Here is a 17,341-nt window from a genome sequence, read left to right on the forward strand (position 1 = left end):
CACTGCACCCGGCTGCTGGCAGAATCCGCCAGCCTGTTTTCATACAGTAGCGCCGATGCCCTATTTTTCGTTCCCGGCCGAACAGGAAGCACCGTGAAACTGCGCACGTACATCGTCGAAGACAACGCCACCATCCGCGAAAACCTGATCGGAACGCTCGAAGAACTGGCGGAGGTGGAAGCCGTCGGCATCGCCGAGACGGAGGACGAGGGCAAGGAGTGGCTTACCTCGCACACCTCCCAGTGGGATCTGGCGATCGTGGACCTGTTCCTGCGCCAAGGCAGCGGGCTGGGCGTGTTGGCCGCCTGCCGCAACCGCCTTTCAGCGCAGAAGATGGTGGTGCTGAGCAACTACGCGACACCTGACGTGCGCATGCGCTGTGCGCAGTTGGGGGTGGACGCCGTGTTTGACAAATCCAACGAGATCGAGGCGCTGGTGGACTATTGCATCGAACACAGCAACAGCACGCAGCGGGCAGCCGCTAGTTCAGCGGCCACCAATTGACGGCGCTGCGCGGGCCCCATCTGCACTTTGACACGCGCCCATCCTTACTCTCAAACCTCTGCACAAAGCACAAGGGCCAGTCAGTGACTGGCCCTTGTGCTTTGTGCGCTTTGCGCTCAATCGATGAGCTTGTTCTTGAGCGCGTAGTACGTCAGATCGCTGTTGGAGGACAGCCCCATCTTTTCCATGAGCCGCGTGCGGTAGGTGCTCACGGTCTTCACGCTCAGCGACAGCGACTTGGCGATGTCACCCGCCGTCTCGCCCTTGGCCAGCTTGAGGAACACCTGGAACTCGCGCTCCGACAGCTGCTCGTGGGGCGGCGCATCGTCCTTGCGGTTGAGCTGCTGGGCCAGCAGGTCAGCCACGGACGGGGTCAGGTAGCGGCGACCCAGGGCGATGGTGCGGATGGCCTCCACGATCTCCTTGGGCTCGCATTCCTTGTTCAGATAGCCGCTCGCACCCTGGCGGATCAGATTGATCGCATAGTGCTCCTCGGGGTAGCCGCTGAGGATAAGAATGCCCATGTCGGGCGCCTTGGCGCGCAGCATGGCCAGCGCATCCAAGCCGCTCTGGCCGGGCATGGACAGGTCCATCACCAGCACGTCGATCTCGTGAACGCGCACCAGATCGATGGCTTCCCTGCCGTTGCTTGCCTCGCCAACGACCCGCAGGTCCACATGTTCCGAGAGAAATTGGCGCAGCCCGGCACGGACTATCGCATGGTCATCCACAATGCCAATCTTGATCATTGAGCCTTCTTTCAAGAGGAGAGCGCCTTGCTCCCCGGTAAGGTATGGTCTGAAGATCTGCCCATCTGCTCTGCATTGCACTAGCATGGCAGCGCAAGCCGATGATATGCATTTTCAACCGTGCCCTGCCAGTCCCCGTGGAGAAGCCCAAGCATGAGTTGGTCCCGTTTGCGCAAGATCGCCGTCAGTCTGCCGCTGGCATTGCTGGCTGTGGCCCTGCTGGTCGGCATCAACGAAACCGGGTACATGCGCTCGCACGCGGCCGTGGGCGACCTGGCTCGCTCGCACGCCACGCGCGCTGCGCTCGACCGGCTGCTGCAGAACATGCTCAACGCCGAGACGGGGCTGCGCGGCTACCTGCTCACTGGCGACGAGCGCTATCTGCAGCCCTACGAGCAGGCGGTCGCCACCATCAATACCAACCTTGATGAGCTGCGCCAGACCTACCGGCGCGCACCGCAGGACCTGGACGACTTTTCCCAGCTGTCGCAGCAGATCACGCGCAAGCTTTCCGAACTCGACCTCAGCCTCAAGCTGCGCCGCCAGGACAACGACGACGCCTGGAAGTTCGTGCTCTCCACCGACGTGGGCAAGGAGAACATGGATGCCATTCGGGCGATCGCAGCCCGACTGGTGGCGCGCAGCGCCCAGCAAACGGAACACAGCACGCAGGAGATCCTGCATTCGCTGATGCTCTCGCGCATCGGCATCGCCGCCGTGGCGGTGGTGGGGCTGCTGGCGTTCTACCTGTACCTGCGCCAGACCAGCGCCTTGCAGGCTGCGCATGCGCGCGAACAGGAGGTGTTGGCGCGCGAACGCGACCGACTGGAGCAGTTGGTACGTGAACGCACTGCCGCGCTCTCCGAGTTGGCCAGCCATCTGCAGCAAGTACGCGAGGAAGAGCGCGCACACCTGGCGCGCGAGCTGCACGACGAGCTGGGTGCTTTGCTCACGGCCGCCAAGCTGGACGTGGCGCGCCTGAAGTCGCGCATCGATTTGCACACCCCCGAGAACGCCGAGCGCGTGCAGCACCTCACCGAAACGCTCAACAGCGGCATCGCGCTCAAGCGGCGCATCATCGAGGACCTGCGCCCTTCGTCGCTCTCCAATCTCGGGCTCAACACGTCGCTGGAAATCCTCACGCGCGACTTCGCGCAGCGCAGCAACCTGCAGATAGACACCAGCCTGGAGTCCGCCAAGCTGTCCGACGCAGCGCAGCTCACCGTCTACCGGCTGGTGCAGGAGTCGCTGACCAACATCAGCAAGTACGCCAACGCGCGCAAGGTGCTGGTGTCGGTGCACAGCTATCCCAACCATGTATCGGTACAGGTGCGGGATGACGGCGACGGGTTCGACATCTCAAGCATCGCCCCCGACGCGCATGGTCTGTTCGGCATGCGCCACCGTGTCGAGGCGGCGGGCGGCAAGCTCACGGTCACGTCCACGCCCGGCGAGGGCACCCTGGTCAGCGCCGTGCTGCCGCACACGCTGACCTGACGCGTTCGCAGCCCTGCGTCCGGGCTGCTCATCTGATCGGTGGCGTCCTACAGCGGGGTGCGCCAGCCACCGGCACTCATGCAACGCCAGCCTCCCTACAGTCAAGCCATGTGCTCAGGCGCATTCGCAACCACCCGGCGCACCGCGCCGAAAACAAGGAGCTGGTTATGTTGCATTACGCAGTGGTATTCCTGGTCATCGCGTTGGTGGCCGCCCTGTTCGGATTTGGCGGCATCGCCGCCGGTGCCGTGGGCATCGCGAAGATCCTGTTCTTCGTGTTCGTGATCATGGCTGTTGTGACCTTCGTGCTCAGCTTGTTGAAGAGGGGCTGACGCCCCATCAACCTGGCCCGCCAGGCAGATGCCACCACAGAAAGGAAATCCCCCAATGACGATCCAAACCACCACCCAGAAGGCGGCAGAGACGGCGCACAACGTGGCCGAAGGCGTGTTCGACAAGGCGTCCGAAACACTGCAGTCCACCCGCCGGATGACCAATGAGTCCATCGACAAGGCCGAGACCCGCATGCAGCGCATGCAAGAGGGCGTGGACCCGATGATCGACGACCTGGCCGCCAAGGCGCAGGACCTGGCCACGCGCGGCATTTCGTACTGCGCGCACACCGGCGAACGCGCTCGGCGCCAGTTCCACCAGGCTGCGGACGCCACGAACCGCTACGTCACCGAACAACCCGGCAAGTCCCTGCTGATCGCCGCAGCCGTGGGCGCCGCCTTTGCCACTGCGTTGATGTGGACACGGCACCGCAGCGAGCGTTATTGAGACCACCGCAGGAACCGACCCGATGATGCACAGCGATACCCACGCCAGCCCGCTTCAGCTTGACGAAGCCGCGCTGCGCCAGGCAGCCACCGCGGATCTGGACGAAGGCGCAGTCACGCCCGCGTACGGCCCACACCGCGATGCCATCATTGCCCTGCTCAACGACGCTCTGGCGACCGAATTGGTCTGCGTGCTGCGCTACAAGCGGCACTATTTCACGGCGGACGGCCGCGAGTCGCCGGCGATCGCGGCAGAGTTCCTGGTGCACGCCAACGAGGAGGCAGCCCATGCCGATCTGCTCGCCCAACGCATCGTGCAGTTGGGCGGATCGCCGGACTTCTCCCCTTCTACGCTGCTGTCGCGCAGCCATGCGCAATACGATGAGTCGTCCGATTTGCAAGACATGGTGCGCGCCAACCTTGTGGCGGAGCGCATCGCCGTGGAGGCCTATCGCCAGATGATCCAGCTGATCGGCGAAAAGGATCCCACCACGCGGCGCATGCTCGAAGGCATCTTGGCCGACGAGGAGGAGCATGCGGATGAACTGAAGGACTGGCTGCACCGCTAGCCTCCCTTTCCCAACCGTTGAGGCCACCGGAGGGTGCAACAGGCCGCAGCGGGGTTATCCCAGCACCCGTGTTTTCAACCATAACCCAAGGACACAACCATGAAATACGCACGTGCCATCGCCTTTTCCCTGCTTGCAGGTGCCACCATCGTTTCCACCGGTTGCTCGGTAGCACGCAACCAGCAAACCGTGGGCTCCTACGTGGACGACGCGGGTATCACCACCGCCGTGAAGGCCAAGATGGCAGAGGACAAGAGCGTCTCTGCCACCGCCATCAGCGTGGAGACGCTGAACGGCACCGTCCAGCTCTCGGGCTTTGCCAAGACCCAGGCCGAGAAGGACCGCGCCGAAGCCATCGCGCGCAACACCAAGCATGTGCGCGAGGTGCGCAACAGCATCGTCGTGCGCCCGTGACGCACACGACTGCGCAGGAACGCCGCCCTCTGGGCGGCGTTTTTTTTTCACTGGCAGGTGACGCGCACTACCTGCGTCAGAATCCCTACGCATGCGACTGTTCCACTGCGGCCAATGCGGCTCCCTCGTGTTCTTCGAGAGCGTGCAATGCGTGCACTGCGGCTGCACGCTGGCGTTCTCTCCCGAAGACATGGCCATGTTGGCGCTCGCGCCTGCGGACGACGGCGACCACGCCCTGTCGCGCACCTGGCAGCGCGTTACTACACGCGGCAGCGACGGTGCTGCGCCGCCGGCCCAGTACCAGCTATGCACCAACCGCACCACCTATGGCGCCTGCACCTTTGCGCTACCGGCCGCAGATGCCCAGGCGCATGGCGGGCTGTGCGCCGCCTGCCGCCGGACGCGCGTGCTGCCGGACCTGTCCGTGCCCGACAACCTGCGCCGCTGGTCGCAGATAGAGAGCGCCAAGCGGCACCTGTTCTACACGCTGGCGCGCCTGGGACTGTTGAGCACGCAGCAGCCCGGGCCGGTGTATGAATTCCTGGCGGACGTGGCGGGCGCGCCGCCCGTCATGACGGGGCATGCCCAGGGTGTCGTGACCCTCAACGTGGCCGAGGCCGATGACGACGAGCGCGCGCGCCGGCGCCAGGCCATGCATGAGCCCTACCGCACGCTGCTGGGTCACCTGCGGCATGAATCCGGCCACTACTACTGGGAAGAGTTGGTGCTGCGCGCCGGGCATGTGGAGGCCTTCCGCGCACTCTTCGGCGACGAGCGGCGCGACTACGCCCAGGCGCTGCAGGCGCACTACCAGCGTGCCCCCCTGCCCGCTGCGCAATGGCAGCCGCAGCACGTCAGCGCCTATGCCGCCGCGCACCCCTGGGAGGACTGGGCCGAGACGTGGGCGCATTACCTGCACCTGGTCGATCTGCTGGAGACGGCCGCCAGCTTTCAGACCCGCATGGCCATTCCCGGCACGACACCCGACCACGCGCAGCACTACGCCATGCCCGACCCGTTTGCACAGCCGGCGCCCGGTTTTGATGCCATGGTCTCGGCGTGGATGCCGCTGACGCTGCTGCTCAACAGCCTGAACCGCAGCATGGGCCAGCGCGATGCCTATCCGTTTGCCCTGTCCACGGGCGCGCTGCGCAAGCTGCGCTTCGTGCACGACACCGTGGCGCGGCGCTGATCACGCCGCGGCGGTGCGGCCCAGCTTGTGCAAGAGGCGCTCGTGCACGCCGGGCGAGACAAACTGCGCCACGTCGCCGCCCAGCGTGCCGATCTCGCGCACCAGCGTGCTGCTGATGAACTGGTACTGGCTCGCGGGTGTGAGAAACACCGTCTCGACACCGGGCACCAGCGCGCGGTTCATGCCGGCAAGCTGGAACTCGTAATCGAAGTCCGTGCCCGAGCGCAGCCCGCGCACCATGGCCGTGCCGCCGCGCGCGGCAGTGAACTCCGTCACCAGCCCCTCGAAGGACTCGACCTGCACCTGCGGACAGTCGGCAAGCGCCTGGCGCGCCATCTCCATGCGCTCGTCCAGGCTGAACAGGGTTTTCTTGTGGTGGGCAATGGCCACGGCCACGATTACGCGGTCGAACAGTCTTGCCGCGCGGCGCACCAGATCCTCATGCCCCAGCGTGATGGGGTCGAAGGTTCCGGGATAAACGGCGAGCACATGCGCCATGGCGTGGGGTCTCCTTGCAGTGGCGGAGCCCGCACGGGCTCCGTGGGGCGGATTATGCAGCGCAGGCCTGCCCATGGGCGATTGAAGCCAAATCAGCCTTCAGCGCCCTACCAACAAGCGCTAGCAGCTCCTATATCAATAGCAATCAGGCTTTGTGGAGCAGGTGCGCGTGCACGGCCCCCGCCTTCAGGTGCCGGTGCAGCACCAACCCCAGCGGGCCAAGCTGCTCCTGCGTCCAGGCTGCGGGCGCCTCGAGGTAGATGAAGCCGTCGGGCGCCACGGCCTGTGCGGCTGCTTGCAGCGCGGGGGCGAACAGCTCGCCGCCAAACGGCGGGTCGATGAGCAGCAGGTGCATGCTGGCCGGCGCGCACTGGCGCAGCGCGGCCACGCCGTCGCCCCGATGTACGCGCACGGCGCTCGTCTGCAGGCGCTGGCGCAGCGTCTCCAGCTGTGCGGCCAGTGCGGCGTCGCCCTCCACCAGCAGCACGCTGGCCGCGCCGCGCGATGCGGCCTCGAAACCCAAGGCGCCCGTGCCGGCAAAGGCATCCAGGCAGCGCCAGCCCGTCAGGTCCTGGCCCAGCCAGTTGAACAGCGTTTCGCGCACGCGGTCGGGCGTGGGGCGCAGTCCGGGCTTGTCCAGCACGGGCAAGCGCGTGCGTTTCCACTGCCCGCCGATGATGCGCACCTCGCCGGCGCCCTTGGCGGGCGCACGCACTGCCGAACGCCGGGCTGTGCGCGGGGCGGCTGGCGCCGCGGCGCGCCGGTTCATGGCCGGGCCTTTGCCGTGGCGGCCGGCTGCGCGCCCACGATGACGGTCACCATGCGCTCGGGCTGCAGCTTGCGCTGCAGGGCGGCGCGGATGTCGGCCACGGTGAGGGCCTCCACGCGGTCGGTCCAGTGCTCCAGGTAGTCCAGCGGCAGGTCGTTCCAGGCGATGTTGACCACGTTGGCCAGCAGCTTGCGGTTGCTGTCGATGCGCAGTGCAAAGCCGCCGACGAGGTTGTCCTTGGCGGCGCGCAGTTCGGCCTCGGTGGGTCCTTCGGCCACGAAGCGCGCGAGCACGTCGCGCGTGACCTGCACGGCCTGGGCGGCCTGATCGGGCCGGGTCTGCAGGCCGACGACGAAGGCCCCGGCGTTCAGGCCAGGCGAGAAGCTGCTGCCCACGCTGTAGGAAAGGCCGCGCTTCTCGCGCACCTCATTGGTCAGGCGCGAGGTGAAGCCACTGCCACCCAGGATGTGGTTGCCCACCAGCAACGCGAGGAAGTCCGGATCCCGGCGCACAAAGCCCGGCTGGCCGATGAGCACATGGGCCTGTGCCGAAGCGAAGGGCACATCCACCTGCACGGCGCGTGCCAGCGGCTGCACCTCGGCCACGGGTGGCAACGGCGCGCAGGCCCCGGCCTGGGGCGCAGGCAGGCGCGACAGCAGCGTCTGCACCAACGTTTGCGCCTGGGAACGCGTGAGGGCTCCCACGATGCTCACCCGCGCACGGCAGGCCTGCAGGTACTGGGCATGGAAAGCCTGCAGATCGGCCGGCTGGATGTTGTTCAGTGTCTCGGCCGTGGCGCGCTGGCCGTAAGGGTGGCCGCCGAACACTGCGGCGTTGAAGGCCTTGCTGGCCACGGTGCCGGGGCGTGTGTCGGCCTCCTTGATGGCGGCGCTCCAGCGCGCCCGCTCGCGCTGCCACACGTCCGGTGCATAGCTGGGCTGGCCCAGCTGGCGCGCGGCCAGGCGCGCGGCACGGTCCAGCAAGTCGGGCTCGGTCAGCGAGCGCAGCGAGAACGCCAGGCCGTCGCGCTCGGCGCCCGCCTCGAAGCTGGCGCCCAGGTCGGCCCAGGCCTCGCCCAGGTCGTTCTCGTCCATCGGGGGCTCGTTCGGCCCGCCCGCGGTCACGCCTTTGGAGCTCATGAGCGCGGCCGCCGCGGCCAGGCCCGCCTGGGCCGCAGGGTCGCGGCGCGCGCCGGCATCGAAGTCCACCTGCACATCCACCATGGGAATGGCCGGGCTTTCCACCAGCCACACGCGCGCGCCGCTGGGCTCGGTCCAGTGCTGGATGGGCAGCAGCGCCCACGCGGATTGGGTATAAAAAATGGCTCCAGCGCTTATCAGAAAGGCGCGAGCAGCTATCGTTTTAAGAGTTTTGTACATCGCTGACACCTTGGCTCAATGCACGCGGCCACCGGCAGCGTCGGGTGCTGGGGCGGCACGCTTGGTGCCTGCCGCCACGGGCTGGGGCAGCAGCGTGGCAACGGTGAGCTGATCGTCGCCGAAGTAACGCGCCGCCACGGATTGCACCTGCTGCGGCGTGACCGCGCGCAGCAGCTTGAGCATGCGCTCGTCCGCGTCCAGCGGCAGGCCCTGCACCCAGTTGCTGCCCAGATCGCTGGCCTGGCTGTAAAGCGAATCGCGCGCGTAGATGGTGGAGGCCGCCCACTGCGTTTTCACGCGCGAGAGCTCGGCCTCGCTCACGCCCTCGCGCGCCACGCGGGCCACCTCGGCGCGCAGCGCCTCCTCGACCTGGGCCGAGGTCTTGCCCGCGGCGGGCACGCCGGTCATGAGAAACAGCGCCGGTCCGCGCCCGAGGATGGACGCCTGGCTGTCCGCGCCGTCGGCCACACGGTCCGCACCCTGCGTGAGGGCTCGCTCCAGGCGCGCGCCGTCGTAGCCGCTGAGCACGGCCGACAGCACCAGCAGCGCCAGGCCGTCACGGTCGGCATCGGTCATGTCCTCCAGGCGCGTGACACCCGGCACGCGGAAGGCCAGCGCCACGTAGGCCTGCTCGGCCGGCGCCTTGAAGGCGATGCGGCGCAGGCCCTGCTGCGCCGGCTCGGTGCGCGGCTTGCGCGCCGGCAGGGCACGTGCGGGAATGGTGCCGTAGGTCTTCTCCGCCAGGGCCAGCACCTGCGCCGGGTCCACGTCGCCCGCCACCACCACGGCGGCATTGCCGGGCACGTACCAGTCGCGGTAAAAGCGGCGCACGTCGTCGGGGGTCATGGAGTCCAGATCGCTCATCCAGCCCACCACCGGGCGACGGTAGGGCGAAGCGATGAAGGTGGAGGCGAACAGCTGCTCGATGAGCGCGGCGCGCGGCTGGTCCTCGGTGCGCATGCGGCGCTCTTCCTTGACGACCTCGATCTCCTTGGTGAACTCCGCGTCGGGCCACTGGTTGTGGGCGAAGCGGTCGGATTCGAGCTGCATCACGTCGGCCAGCCGCCCGGCCGGGATCTGCTGGTAGTAGCCGGTGTAGTCGCGGCTGGTGAAGGCGTTCTCCTGCCCGCCCAGCGCCGCCACGCGGCGCGAGAACTCGCCCGGCGGCACGGCCTTCGAGCCCTTGAACATCATGTGCTCCAGCACATGCGCCACGCCCGAGGTGCCGTCCACCTCGTCCATGGCGCCTACGCGCAACCAGACCATGTGCACCGCCGTGGGCGCGCGCCGGTCGGGCTGCACGATGAGCTGCATGCCGTTCTTCAGGGTGAATTGCTGCGCACCGCTGGCCGTGGTGGCCTGGGCGTGCGCCGCCGCGGCAGACGCAGCAGGTTGGGATACATGCGCCGGGTTTTGCGCCCAGGCGTGCAGACAGGCCAGCAGGCCCACAAGGGTGATAGCGCGTTTCATAGAATGGCTGCGATTCTAAGAACCCGCCAATGTTCAGTTTTTTCAAGAAAAAATCGCCCGCCCCCGCCGAACCCGCCCTTGCACCCGAGGACGTGGCCAGCCCTGCGGCGCCGCCCGCAGCCGACGCCCCCGCCAGTGGCGGAGCATTCGGCTGGCTGCGCAAGCCCTTTGGCGCAGGCGCCACCAGCGTGGCGGAGCCGGCTGCCCCTTCGGCCGGCGCCCCCGCAGCCATCGACGTGCCCCTTGCCGTCCCCGAGCCCACCCCGAAGCCCGGGGGCGCACGCCAGGGCTGGATGGACCGGCTGAAATCCGGCCTGCGCAAGACCGGCAGCAGCATCGCGACCGTCTTCACGGGCACGCAGATCAACGACGCGCTGTACGACGAACTGGAGGAAGCCCTGCTCATGGCCGACACCGGGGTGAAAGCCACACAGCACCTGCTGGAGGACCTCAAGCGCCGCGTGAAAGAGACCAAGACCACCGAGCCTGCTGCCGTAAAGGGACTGCTGGCCGATGCGCTGGCCGACCTGCTGCGGCCGCTGGAAAAGCCGCTGGTGATCGGCGAGCACACACCCACCGTGATCATGGTGGCCGGCGTGAACGGCGCGGGCAAGACCACCTCCATCGGCAAGCTCACCAAGCACCTGGCCGACCATGGCGAGAGCGTGCTGCTGGCCGCCGCCGATACCTTCCGCGCCGCGGCGCGCGAGCAGTTGGGTGTCTGGGCCACGCGCAACACGGTGGAGATCGTCAGCCAGGAAGGGGGCGACCCTGCCGCCGTGAGCTTTGACGCCGTTACCGCCGGCCGCGCGCGCGGCAAAGATGTGGTGCTGGTGGACACCGCCGGCCGCCTGCCTACGCAGCTGCACCTGATGGAAGAGCTGAAGAAGATCCGCCGCGTGGTCACCAAGGCCGATGCCAGCGCCCCGCACGAGGTGCTACTGGTGATCGACGGCAACACCGGCCAGAACGCCCTGGCGCAGGTGCGCGCGTTCGACGACGCGCTTCAACTCACCGGCCTGATCGTCACCAAACTGGACGGCACGGCCAAGGGCGGCGTGCTGGCCGCCATCGCGCAGGAGCGGCCCGTGCCCGTGTACTTCATTGGCGTGGGCGAGAAAGTGGAAGACCTGGAGACCTTCAGCGCACGCGAATTCGCCCAGGCCCTGCTGACCTGAGATAGTTACCCCCTGTGGGCGGATGCAGGCGGCATCCGCCAGCCATTGCTTCAACGCGGCGCTTGAGCAGGCCCGGCTATCGAGGCCGGGTCCACCTGCTGCGCCACCCACAGCACATAGTCCTGCTCTGCCTGCACGGCATGGGTGAGCAGTTGCGGCACTTCGTAGGGGTGCTGGGCACGCAGCCAGTCCCGCAAGGCGGGCGCGGCAGACAACAGCGTCTTGCACACCAGCCGCCACTCTGCTTCCGCCTGCTGCACCCCCTGCCAGACATAGTGCGAGGTGATGGCCTCCACCTGCACGCAGGCGGCCAGGCGCGCCTGGACAGCGCCGCTGGCCAGTCGGTGTGCGGCGGCGGCGTCGCCCACGGTGGTGGTCACAACGGCGATCTGGGCGTCTGGGGAAGATGTCATGATCGAAGTCTGGCACAAGGCGTAACTGCACAACGGCCCTTGACGCGCGGGGAAGCAGCCGCACCTGCGTTTTAAGGGCCGTCGTTGCGCCTCTTGGTGGTTATTTCCTACATCCGTAGGGGAACTATGCCTTTAGCACTCTATCCAATGGAGTGCTAATATGATTTGCATGGAAGAAAGGACTACCGATATGGCACTCCAGACTGCAACCTCCGTGACGACCCTCTCGCCCGCGAACCCGTGGGCGCTGGTTCCCCCGCTGGGCAACCTGGACGCCTATATCTCCGCCGTCAACCGCCTTCCCCTGCTCACGCAGGAGGAGGAGCAGCGCTACGCGCGCCAGCTCAAGGATGACAACAATGTCGAGGCTGCCAGCCGCCTGGTGCTGTCGCACCTGCGCCTGGTCGTGTCCATCTCGCGCCAGTACCTGGGTTACGGCCTGCCGCATGGCGACCTCATCCAGGAGGGCAACGTGGGCCTGATGAAGGCCGTCAAGCGCTTTGACCCTGACCAGGGCGTTCGCCTGGTGAGCTACGCCATGCATTGGATCAAGGCCGAGATCCACGAGTACATCCTGAAGAACTGGCGCATGGTCAAGGTGGCAACGACCAAGGCGCAGCGCAAGCTGTTCTTCAACCTGCGCTCCATGAAGCAGGGCTTCAAGGCCGACGCGCTGGACGCCGACACGCACCGCGAGACCTTATCCGACCACGAGATCGACTTGGTGGCCGAGCAGCTCAACGTGAAGCGCGAGGAAGTCATCGAGATGGAAACGCGCCTGTCCGGTGGCGACGTGCTGCTGGACCCCGCTCCCAGCGACGACGGCGAGCAGGCCTTTGGCCCCATCGCCTACCTCGCCGACGCGGGCCATGAGCCCACCGCCATGATCGAGTCGCGCCAGCGTGACGCGCTGGCCACGGACGGTATTGCCACCGCCCTGGACAGCCTGGACGCACGCAGCCGCCGCATCGTGGAGCAGCGCTGGCTGCAGGTGAACGACGATGGCTCGGGCGGCATGACACTGCACGAGTTGGCGGCCGAGTACGGCGTGAGCGCGGAGCGCATCCGCCAGATCGAGGTGGCCGCCATGAAAAAGATGAAGAAGGCGCTGGCCGAGTACGCCTGAGCCTTCGCCCAGCAGCCCGGATCGCGGGCAGATAATCCAGGCGCGCAGCCCTCACCGGCTACGCGCCTTTTTCTTTGCCGGCGGGGCCGCACCTGGCTGCCCGGCCCAGACCTGGAGATCGCCACCCATGTTCCCCCACCCCCTCGCCCGCCGCGGCCTGCTGGCACTGGCCCTGGCTTCGGCCTGCGGCGCCGCCGTGGCCCAGAAGGATGCCGCGCCCGCCACCCCCGGCTGGCCCGCCAAGCCCCTGCGCATCATCGTGGGCTTCCCACCGGGTTCTTCGCCCGACCTGACGGCGCGCACCTTCTCCGAGCCACTGTCCCAGGCCCTGGGCCAACCCGTGGTCGTGGAAAACAAGGTGGGTGCGGGCGGCAACATCGGCGCCGATGCGGTCGCCAAGGCGCAGGACGGCCACACCATCGGCCTGTTCATCAACGGCAACCTGACGATCGCCAAGCTGCTCAACGCGCACGTGCCCTACGACCCCATGAAGGACTTCGCGCCGCTGTCGCTGATCGGCGTATCGCCCCTGGTCCTGACCGCTCCCGTAAACCAGCCCGACGTGCCCGCGGGCGCCGACGCACGCGCCTTCTTGCAGGCCGCGCGCACCGCGGGCGACCGCTGGAGCTACGGCACCCCCGGCGTGGGCACCGTAGGCCACCTGGGCACCGAGCTGCTCAAGGCGCGCACCGGCATTGCACCGGTGCACGTACCCTACCCCGGCTACCCGCAGGTAGCCACCGCCATGCTGGGTGGCCAGTTGCAAATGGCGCTGCTGCCGCCCGCGCTCGCGCAGGCCCAGGCACGGGCGGGCAAGCTGCGCCTGATCGGCGTGACCTCCGCGGGCCGCAGCACGCTGGCGCCTGAGGTGCCCAGCCTGGCGGAGGCCGGCGTGCACGACTTCCAGCTGGAGATCTGGAACGCCTTTGCCGCACCCGCGTCCATGCCCGCCCCGGTGCGCGCACGGCTGTCCCGCGTGATCGGCGAGATCGCCCGCAGCCCGGAAGTGCGCGCCAAGCTGTTCCAGCAGGGCTGGCAGGCCATTGGCTCGTCGGCCGAGGGGCTGGCCAACCGGATCCAGGCCGACACGGCCACCATGAGCCGCGTCATCCGCGAACAGGGCATCCGCGCCGAGTGACCGCGCACCGCCGCAGCGCGGCGGCCACGCCGGTAAGGGCCGGCCGGGGGCGCGGCCGGGGGCGCGCAGTGCAGGCACTTGGTCCCAAACGTTGACCTAGGTCACGGGGCAGGACGGCCCCGCCTTGCACACTCTCCGCCAATCCCCAGCACTCGAGGCCGTTGACCGGCCCTCCGCGAGGCGCTACGGTATTCATAGCTTCCATCGCTTACCAGACAAGCGCTGAAGCCCATTTTGGCTTGTACTCATGACCGACCATCCGTCCTCCGGCGGCCATACCTGCAACGACTGCGCCTGCCAGCAGCAGTGCCTGCTGGGCCGCCTGGACCCGCAAACGCGCGCGGGCTGGCGCGGGCACCTGACGGAACGGCACTTTCGCAAGGGCGAGATGCTGCAGCGCCAGGGCGAGAGCATCCACAGTGTGCAGGTGGTCAAGATCGGTACGCTGCTGGTGCAACGCCGCGGCGACGATGGAGTGGAGCACCCCGTAGGCATGGCGGGCTGCTGCGAGGCCCTGGGCGCCCCCGCGCTGCTGCAGCAGCCGGCGGACCTGTCCTACGTGGCGGTCACGCCGGGGCGCGTCTGCCAACTGGACCTGGCGCCCCTGCTGGGGGCCGGTCGCCAGTTCCAAGGCGAATTCCTGCTGGAACTGGCGCGCGAACAACTGAACGCCAACGCGCGCCTGGCCGACTGGGGCCGCATCGCCCGCATCCGCGGCGTGGTGGGCCAACTGGCGGGCGCGCTGCTGCAACTGGCCGAGCTGCAGCGCAGCACGCTGGTGCGCCTGCCCAGCCATACGGTGCTGGCTGCCCTGCTCGCCACCACGCGCGAGTCCGTGGCGCGCGCCCTGGCGCTGCTGGCGCAGGAGCAAGGCGTGCTGCGGCGCGACCGCTGGCACTGCGAGATCCAGCGCGCGCCGCTGCTGGCGCTCACGCGCGGCGGCCGCCGCTCGGCGGCCAACCTGTACCAGGCGCGTGCGGCTGCGCGCACCACCCCTGCGGCGCAAGCGCCGGTGCACGCCGCGCTGTAAGCCAGCGTCGCTGCCGGCACCTCAGCCCAGCGCACCTTCCGCCGCCACGTCGGCACCGGCCGCGTACAGCAGGGCCACGTCGTCGGGCGCCAGCGCCTTGGCAAACAGCCAGCCCTGGTAGCAGGCGCACTGCATCTCGCGCAAAAACTGCAGCTGCTCGTGCGTTTCCACGCCCTCCACGACCACCCGCAGCCCCATGGTGTGCGCCAGCGCGACCACGGCGCGCACCAGCGTGGTGTCGCCTCCGCTGGCAGGCACGTTGCGCATGAATTCCCGGTCCACCTTGATGTGCGACACCGGCAGGCGCTTGAGGTAGGCCAGCGACGAGTGGCCCGTGCCGAAGTCGTCCAGCGCCACGGCCACGCCCAGCGCGCGCAGCTCGTTCAGCACCTGGCAGGCCTGCTCGGGGTCGGCCAGGGCTTCCGACTCGGTCACCTCCAGTTCCAGCAACTCGGGCGGGACATGGTGGATGCGCAGGTTGCGCGCCACCTGCTCGACGAGGTCTGTCTGCCGCAGCTGCTGGGCGGACAGGTTCACTGCCACGCGCAAACGCATGCCCTGGCGCTCCCACGCCGCGATCTGGCGACAGGCCGCGGCCATGACCCAGGCGCCCAACTCCAGGATCAGTCCCGTGGCCTCCGCCACGGGCACGAAGCGCTCGGGCGACACCTCGCCCAGCTGCGGGTCGTGCCAGCGCAGCAGGGCCTCCACACCCACCATGCGGTTGGTGGCCACATCGACCTGCGGCTGGTAATGCAGCGTCAGCCCGCCGTAGGCCAGGGCCAGCTTGAGCCGGTCGTGCAACTGGATCTTCTCGGCCATCTTGCGGCCCATGGACGGAGCGTAGAACGCGAAGTTGGCGCGCCCGCGGTGCTTGGCGTGGTACATGGCCATGTCGGCATAGCGCAGCAACGTGGCGGCGTCGCCCGCATCCTGCGGGCACAGCGCGATGCCCATGCTGGCGCCGAAGTTCAGTTCGAACCCCTGCACGCGGCAGGGCACGCACAGCGCCTGCATCAGCCGCGCGGCCACGCCCTCGGCCTGCGCGGCGCAGGCCACACCGGGCAACAGCACGGTGAACTCGTCGCCGCCCAGGCGCGCAAGGATGTCGCCCGTGCCCAGCGCACCCCGCAGGCGCCGCGCAACCTCCTGCAGCACCTGGTCGCCGGCGGCATGGCCGTAGCCATCGTTGATGGCTTTGAAGTCGTCCAGATCGAGCAGCAGCAGCGCGAAGGGCGGGCTTTGCGCTCCCGCCTGCTCCGCGATCGCCTGTTCCAGCCGCTGGCCGAACTTCCAGCGGTTGAGCAGGCCGGTCAGCGTGTCGTGCGTGGCCTGGTAGTGCATGCGCGCCTCCAGGCGCCGCAGGTCGGAGACGTCGCGCACAAAAGCCACCACCGTACCCCCGTGGGAGGAGGAATGGCCGAGGGCGATGTCCACCGGCACCTGGCTACCGTCGCGTCGCTGCAACCACAGGTCGCGCCCCATGCCCATGGGCCGGCGGCTGGGAGACTGGTGGTAGCGCTGCATATGCTGGCCATGCTCGGGCCGCGCGTGCACCGGCACCAGCAGGTCGATGGACTGGCCGCACAACTGCGCGTTGGTGTAGCCGCTGATGGTCTCCATGGGGGCGTTGACCATGAGGATGCGGCCCTGTCGGTCGGCCAGCACGATGCCGTCGGGCGCCGCATCCATGGCAGCGCGCTCCAGCGTTCCCGCGCTCAGGCTGCCGATGCGCTGCAGGAAGGCCGCCGCACTGTCGTCGGCGGCGTCATCGGTCCGATGGGGCGGCGGGTGCGTCACGCCGTCCTCGGACCGGGGGCGGGCGGCAGGGGCAAAGGAATCCATGGCGCGTCGGTAGGGCGTCGGTAGGTTGAGGCCGTGGCCGGCGCCTGCGCCATCACCGTCGATGCGCCTGGCGGCCAGCCACTGTGCACTCTAGGCAGGCGCGACGCTCTCCTGGCGCCTATCGCCACCCAAGGTGACGCACACGTCAATTCAGGCCCTACGGGCAATGTGGTTTTTGCCACACGCCAGCCCCTGGGCGCGTGGAGCGCGTGGAATCAGCGGGTTTCGTCCAGCAGAGCGCGCACGTCGGCCGCCAGGCTCTGTGCCCCACTGCCGTAGCGGTGGTACACGCGCAGGCGGCCGGCAGGGTCATAGACATAGCTGCCGGCGGAATGGTCCATGGTGTAGCTCGTGGGGGTCTGGCCCTCCACGCGCTTGTAGTAGATCTTGAAGTCCTTGGCCACGGCGGCCAGTTGCTCGGGCGTGCCGCGCAGCGCGAGGAAGCTGGGATCGAAGTTGGCCATGTAGGCCTTGAGTACCTCGGGCGTGTCGCGCTCGGGGTCCACGCTGACGAAGATGCCTTGCAGCTTGTCGCCGTCCGCGCCCAGGGCGCGCTTGACGTCGGCCAGTTCGGACATCGACGTGGGGCAAACGTCCGGGCATTGCGTGTAGCCGAAGAACACCACCACCACCTTGCCCGCGAAGTCCTTGAGGCTGCGCGGCTGGCCGTTGTGGTCGGTCAACTGCAGGTCGCGCGCGTACTCGGCACCCGTGAGGTCCACCCCCTGGAACTTGGGCGCCTTCGGAGAACACGCGGCAAAAGTGCCTGCAACGCCCATCCAGAGAGCGCC

At 68.1% G+C, this 17,341-nt stretch carries 19 protein-coding genes; 11 read left to right on the top strand and 8 right to left on the bottom strand.

From position 1 onward, the window contains the following. Positions 1-93: 93 nt before the first annotated feature. The gene (locus tag K2L43_RS15135; RefSeq protein WP_015914142.1) at positions 94-504 is read left to right on the top strand and encodes a response regulator; all 411 of its coding nucleotides are present in this window, start codon (positions 94-96) and stop codon (positions 502-504) included. A gap of 116 nt (positions 505-620) precedes the next feature. On the opposite strand, the gene K2L43_RS15140 is transcribed toward K2L43_RS15135, so the two are convergent. Then, positions 621-1,253: a response regulator transcription factor gene (locus tag K2L43_RS15140; protein WP_015914143.1), complete on the bottom strand. Its 633-nt coding sequence runs from the start codon at positions 1,251-1,253 to the stop codon at positions 621-623. A gap of 153 nt (positions 1,254-1,406) precedes the next feature. Here K2L43_RS15140 and K2L43_RS15145 point away from each other — a divergent pair, with 153 nt between their 5' ends. The 6 genes from K2L43_RS15145 (at position 1,407) to K2L43_RS15170 (ending at position 5,704) form a co-directional block, all read left to right on the top strand. Beyond that, a complete protein-coding gene (locus tag K2L43_RS15145) occupies positions 1,407-2,750 on the top strand; it encodes a CHASE3 domain-containing protein (protein WP_220637904.1) in 1,344 nt (447 codons plus the stop codon). Positions 2,751-2,917: 167 nt separating this feature from the next. Then, a complete protein-coding gene (locus K2L43_RS15150) occupies positions 2,918-3,082 on the top strand; it encodes a DUF1328 domain-containing protein (protein WP_011806609.1) in 165 nt (54 codons plus the stop codon). Between the two features lie 55 nt (positions 3,083-3,137). Beyond that, entirely contained in the window at positions 3,138-3,530 is a 393-nt protein-coding gene (locus tag K2L43_RS15155) for a hypothetical protein (RefSeq protein ID WP_220637905.1), read from the top strand. 22 nt (positions 3,531-3,552) lie between these two features. Next, positions 3,553-4,098 carry a bacterioferritin gene (locus K2L43_RS15160; protein WP_220637906.1) on the top strand — a complete coding sequence of 182 codons (546 nt, stop codon included), beginning with the start codon at positions 3,553-3,555 and terminating at the stop codon, positions 4,096-4,098. Between the two features lie 99 nt (positions 4,099-4,197). Further along, entirely contained in the window at positions 4,198-4,512 is a 315-nt protein-coding gene (locus K2L43_RS15165) for a BON domain-containing protein (protein WP_103737122.1), read from the top strand. Between the two features lie 91 nt (positions 4,513-4,603). Beyond that, positions 4,604-5,704: a putative zinc-binding metallopeptidase gene (locus K2L43_RS15170; protein WP_220637907.1), complete on the top strand. Its 1,101-nt coding sequence runs from the start codon at positions 4,604-4,606 to the stop codon at positions 5,702-5,704. Here K2L43_RS15170 and coaD read toward each other — a convergent pair whose 3' ends face one another. The 4 genes from coaD to K2L43_RS15190 form a co-directional block, all read right to left on the bottom strand. Further along, entirely contained in the window at positions 5,705-6,202 is a 498-nt protein-coding gene (coaD, locus tag K2L43_RS15175) for a pantetheine-phosphate adenylyltransferase (protein ID WP_011806614.1), read from the bottom strand. It abuts the gene before it with no gap. A 145-nt stretch (positions 6,203-6,347) separates the two neighbouring features. Next, complete coding sequence (rsmD, locus tag K2L43_RS15180; protein ID WP_220637908.1) at positions 6,348-6,971, bottom strand: 16S rRNA (guanine(966)-N(2))-methyltransferase RsmD; 624 nt, start codon at positions 6,969-6,971, stop codon at positions 6,348-6,350. Next, entirely contained in the window at positions 6,968-8,350 is a 1,383-nt protein-coding gene (locus K2L43_RS15185; protein WP_220637909.1) for a pitrilysin family protein, read from the bottom strand. The genes rsmD and K2L43_RS15185 overlap by 4 nt, the downstream gene beginning before the upstream one ends. Positions 8,351-8,365: 15 nt before the next feature. Beyond that, on the bottom strand, positions 8,366-9,820 hold the full coding sequence (locus tag K2L43_RS15190) for a pitrilysin family protein (RefSeq protein ID WP_220637910.1): 1,455 nt from the start codon (positions 9,818-9,820) through the stop codon (positions 8,366-8,368). A gap of 29 nt (positions 9,821-9,849) precedes the next feature. Between K2L43_RS15190 and ftsY the strand changes: the two genes are divergently transcribed. Continuing rightward, a complete protein-coding gene (ftsY, locus tag K2L43_RS15195; protein WP_196995883.1) occupies positions 9,850-10,998 on the top strand; it encodes a signal recognition particle-docking protein FtsY in 1,149 nt (382 codons plus the stop codon). Between the two features lie 50 nt (positions 10,999-11,048). Here the strand turns inward: ftsY and cutA are convergent, their stop codons facing one another. Then, positions 11,049-11,411, bottom strand: coding sequence for a divalent-cation tolerance protein CutA (gene cutA, locus K2L43_RS15200; RefSeq protein ID WP_220637911.1), 363 nt, complete (start codon positions 11,409-11,411; stop codon positions 11,049-11,051). Between the two features lie 190 nt (positions 11,412-11,601). Between cutA and rpoH the strand changes: the two genes are divergently transcribed. The 3 genes from rpoH to K2L43_RS15215 all read left to right on the top strand — a co-directional run bounded on the left by rpoH (position 11,602) and on the right by K2L43_RS15215 (position 14,705). After that, positions 11,602-12,537 carry an RNA polymerase sigma factor RpoH gene (rpoH, locus tag K2L43_RS15205; RefSeq protein WP_220637912.1) on the top strand — a complete coding sequence of 312 codons (936 nt, stop codon included), beginning with the start codon at positions 11,602-11,604 and terminating at the stop codon, positions 12,535-12,537. Between the two features lie 127 nt (positions 12,538-12,664). Next, positions 12,665-13,675 (top strand): tripartite tricarboxylate transporter substrate binding protein, encoded by a 1,011-nt coding sequence (locus tag K2L43_RS15210; protein WP_103737130.1) that lies wholly within the window; start codon positions 12,665-12,667, stop codon positions 13,673-13,675. Between the two features lie 247 nt (positions 13,676-13,922). Beyond that, the gene (locus tag K2L43_RS15215) at positions 13,923-14,705 is read left to right on the top strand and encodes a Crp/Fnr family transcriptional regulator (protein ID WP_220637913.1); all 783 of its coding nucleotides are present in this window, start codon (positions 13,923-13,925) and stop codon (positions 14,703-14,705) included. A 21-nt stretch (positions 14,706-14,726) separates the two neighbouring features. Here K2L43_RS15215 and K2L43_RS15220 read toward each other — a convergent pair whose 3' ends face one another. Together K2L43_RS15220 and K2L43_RS15225 are read right to left on the bottom strand one after the other, a co-directional pair. After that, complete coding sequence (locus K2L43_RS15220) at positions 14,727-16,550, bottom strand: bifunctional diguanylate cyclase/phosphodiesterase (protein WP_220637914.1); 1,824 nt, start codon at positions 16,548-16,550, stop codon at positions 14,727-14,729. 215 nt (positions 16,551-16,765) lie between these two features. Continuing rightward, positions 16,766-17,329, bottom strand: a complete 564-nt coding sequence (locus K2L43_RS15225; RefSeq protein WP_015914157.1) for an SCO family protein — start codon at positions 17,327-17,329, stop codon at positions 16,766-16,768. Positions 17,330-17,341 lie beyond the last annotated feature (12 nt).

This window comes from Diaphorobacter sp. MNS-0, from assembly GCF_019602835.1.
GTDB classification, from domain to species: Bacteria; Pseudomonadota; Gammaproteobacteria; order Burkholderiales; family Burkholderiaceae_C; genus Diaphorobacter; species Diaphorobacter nitroreducens.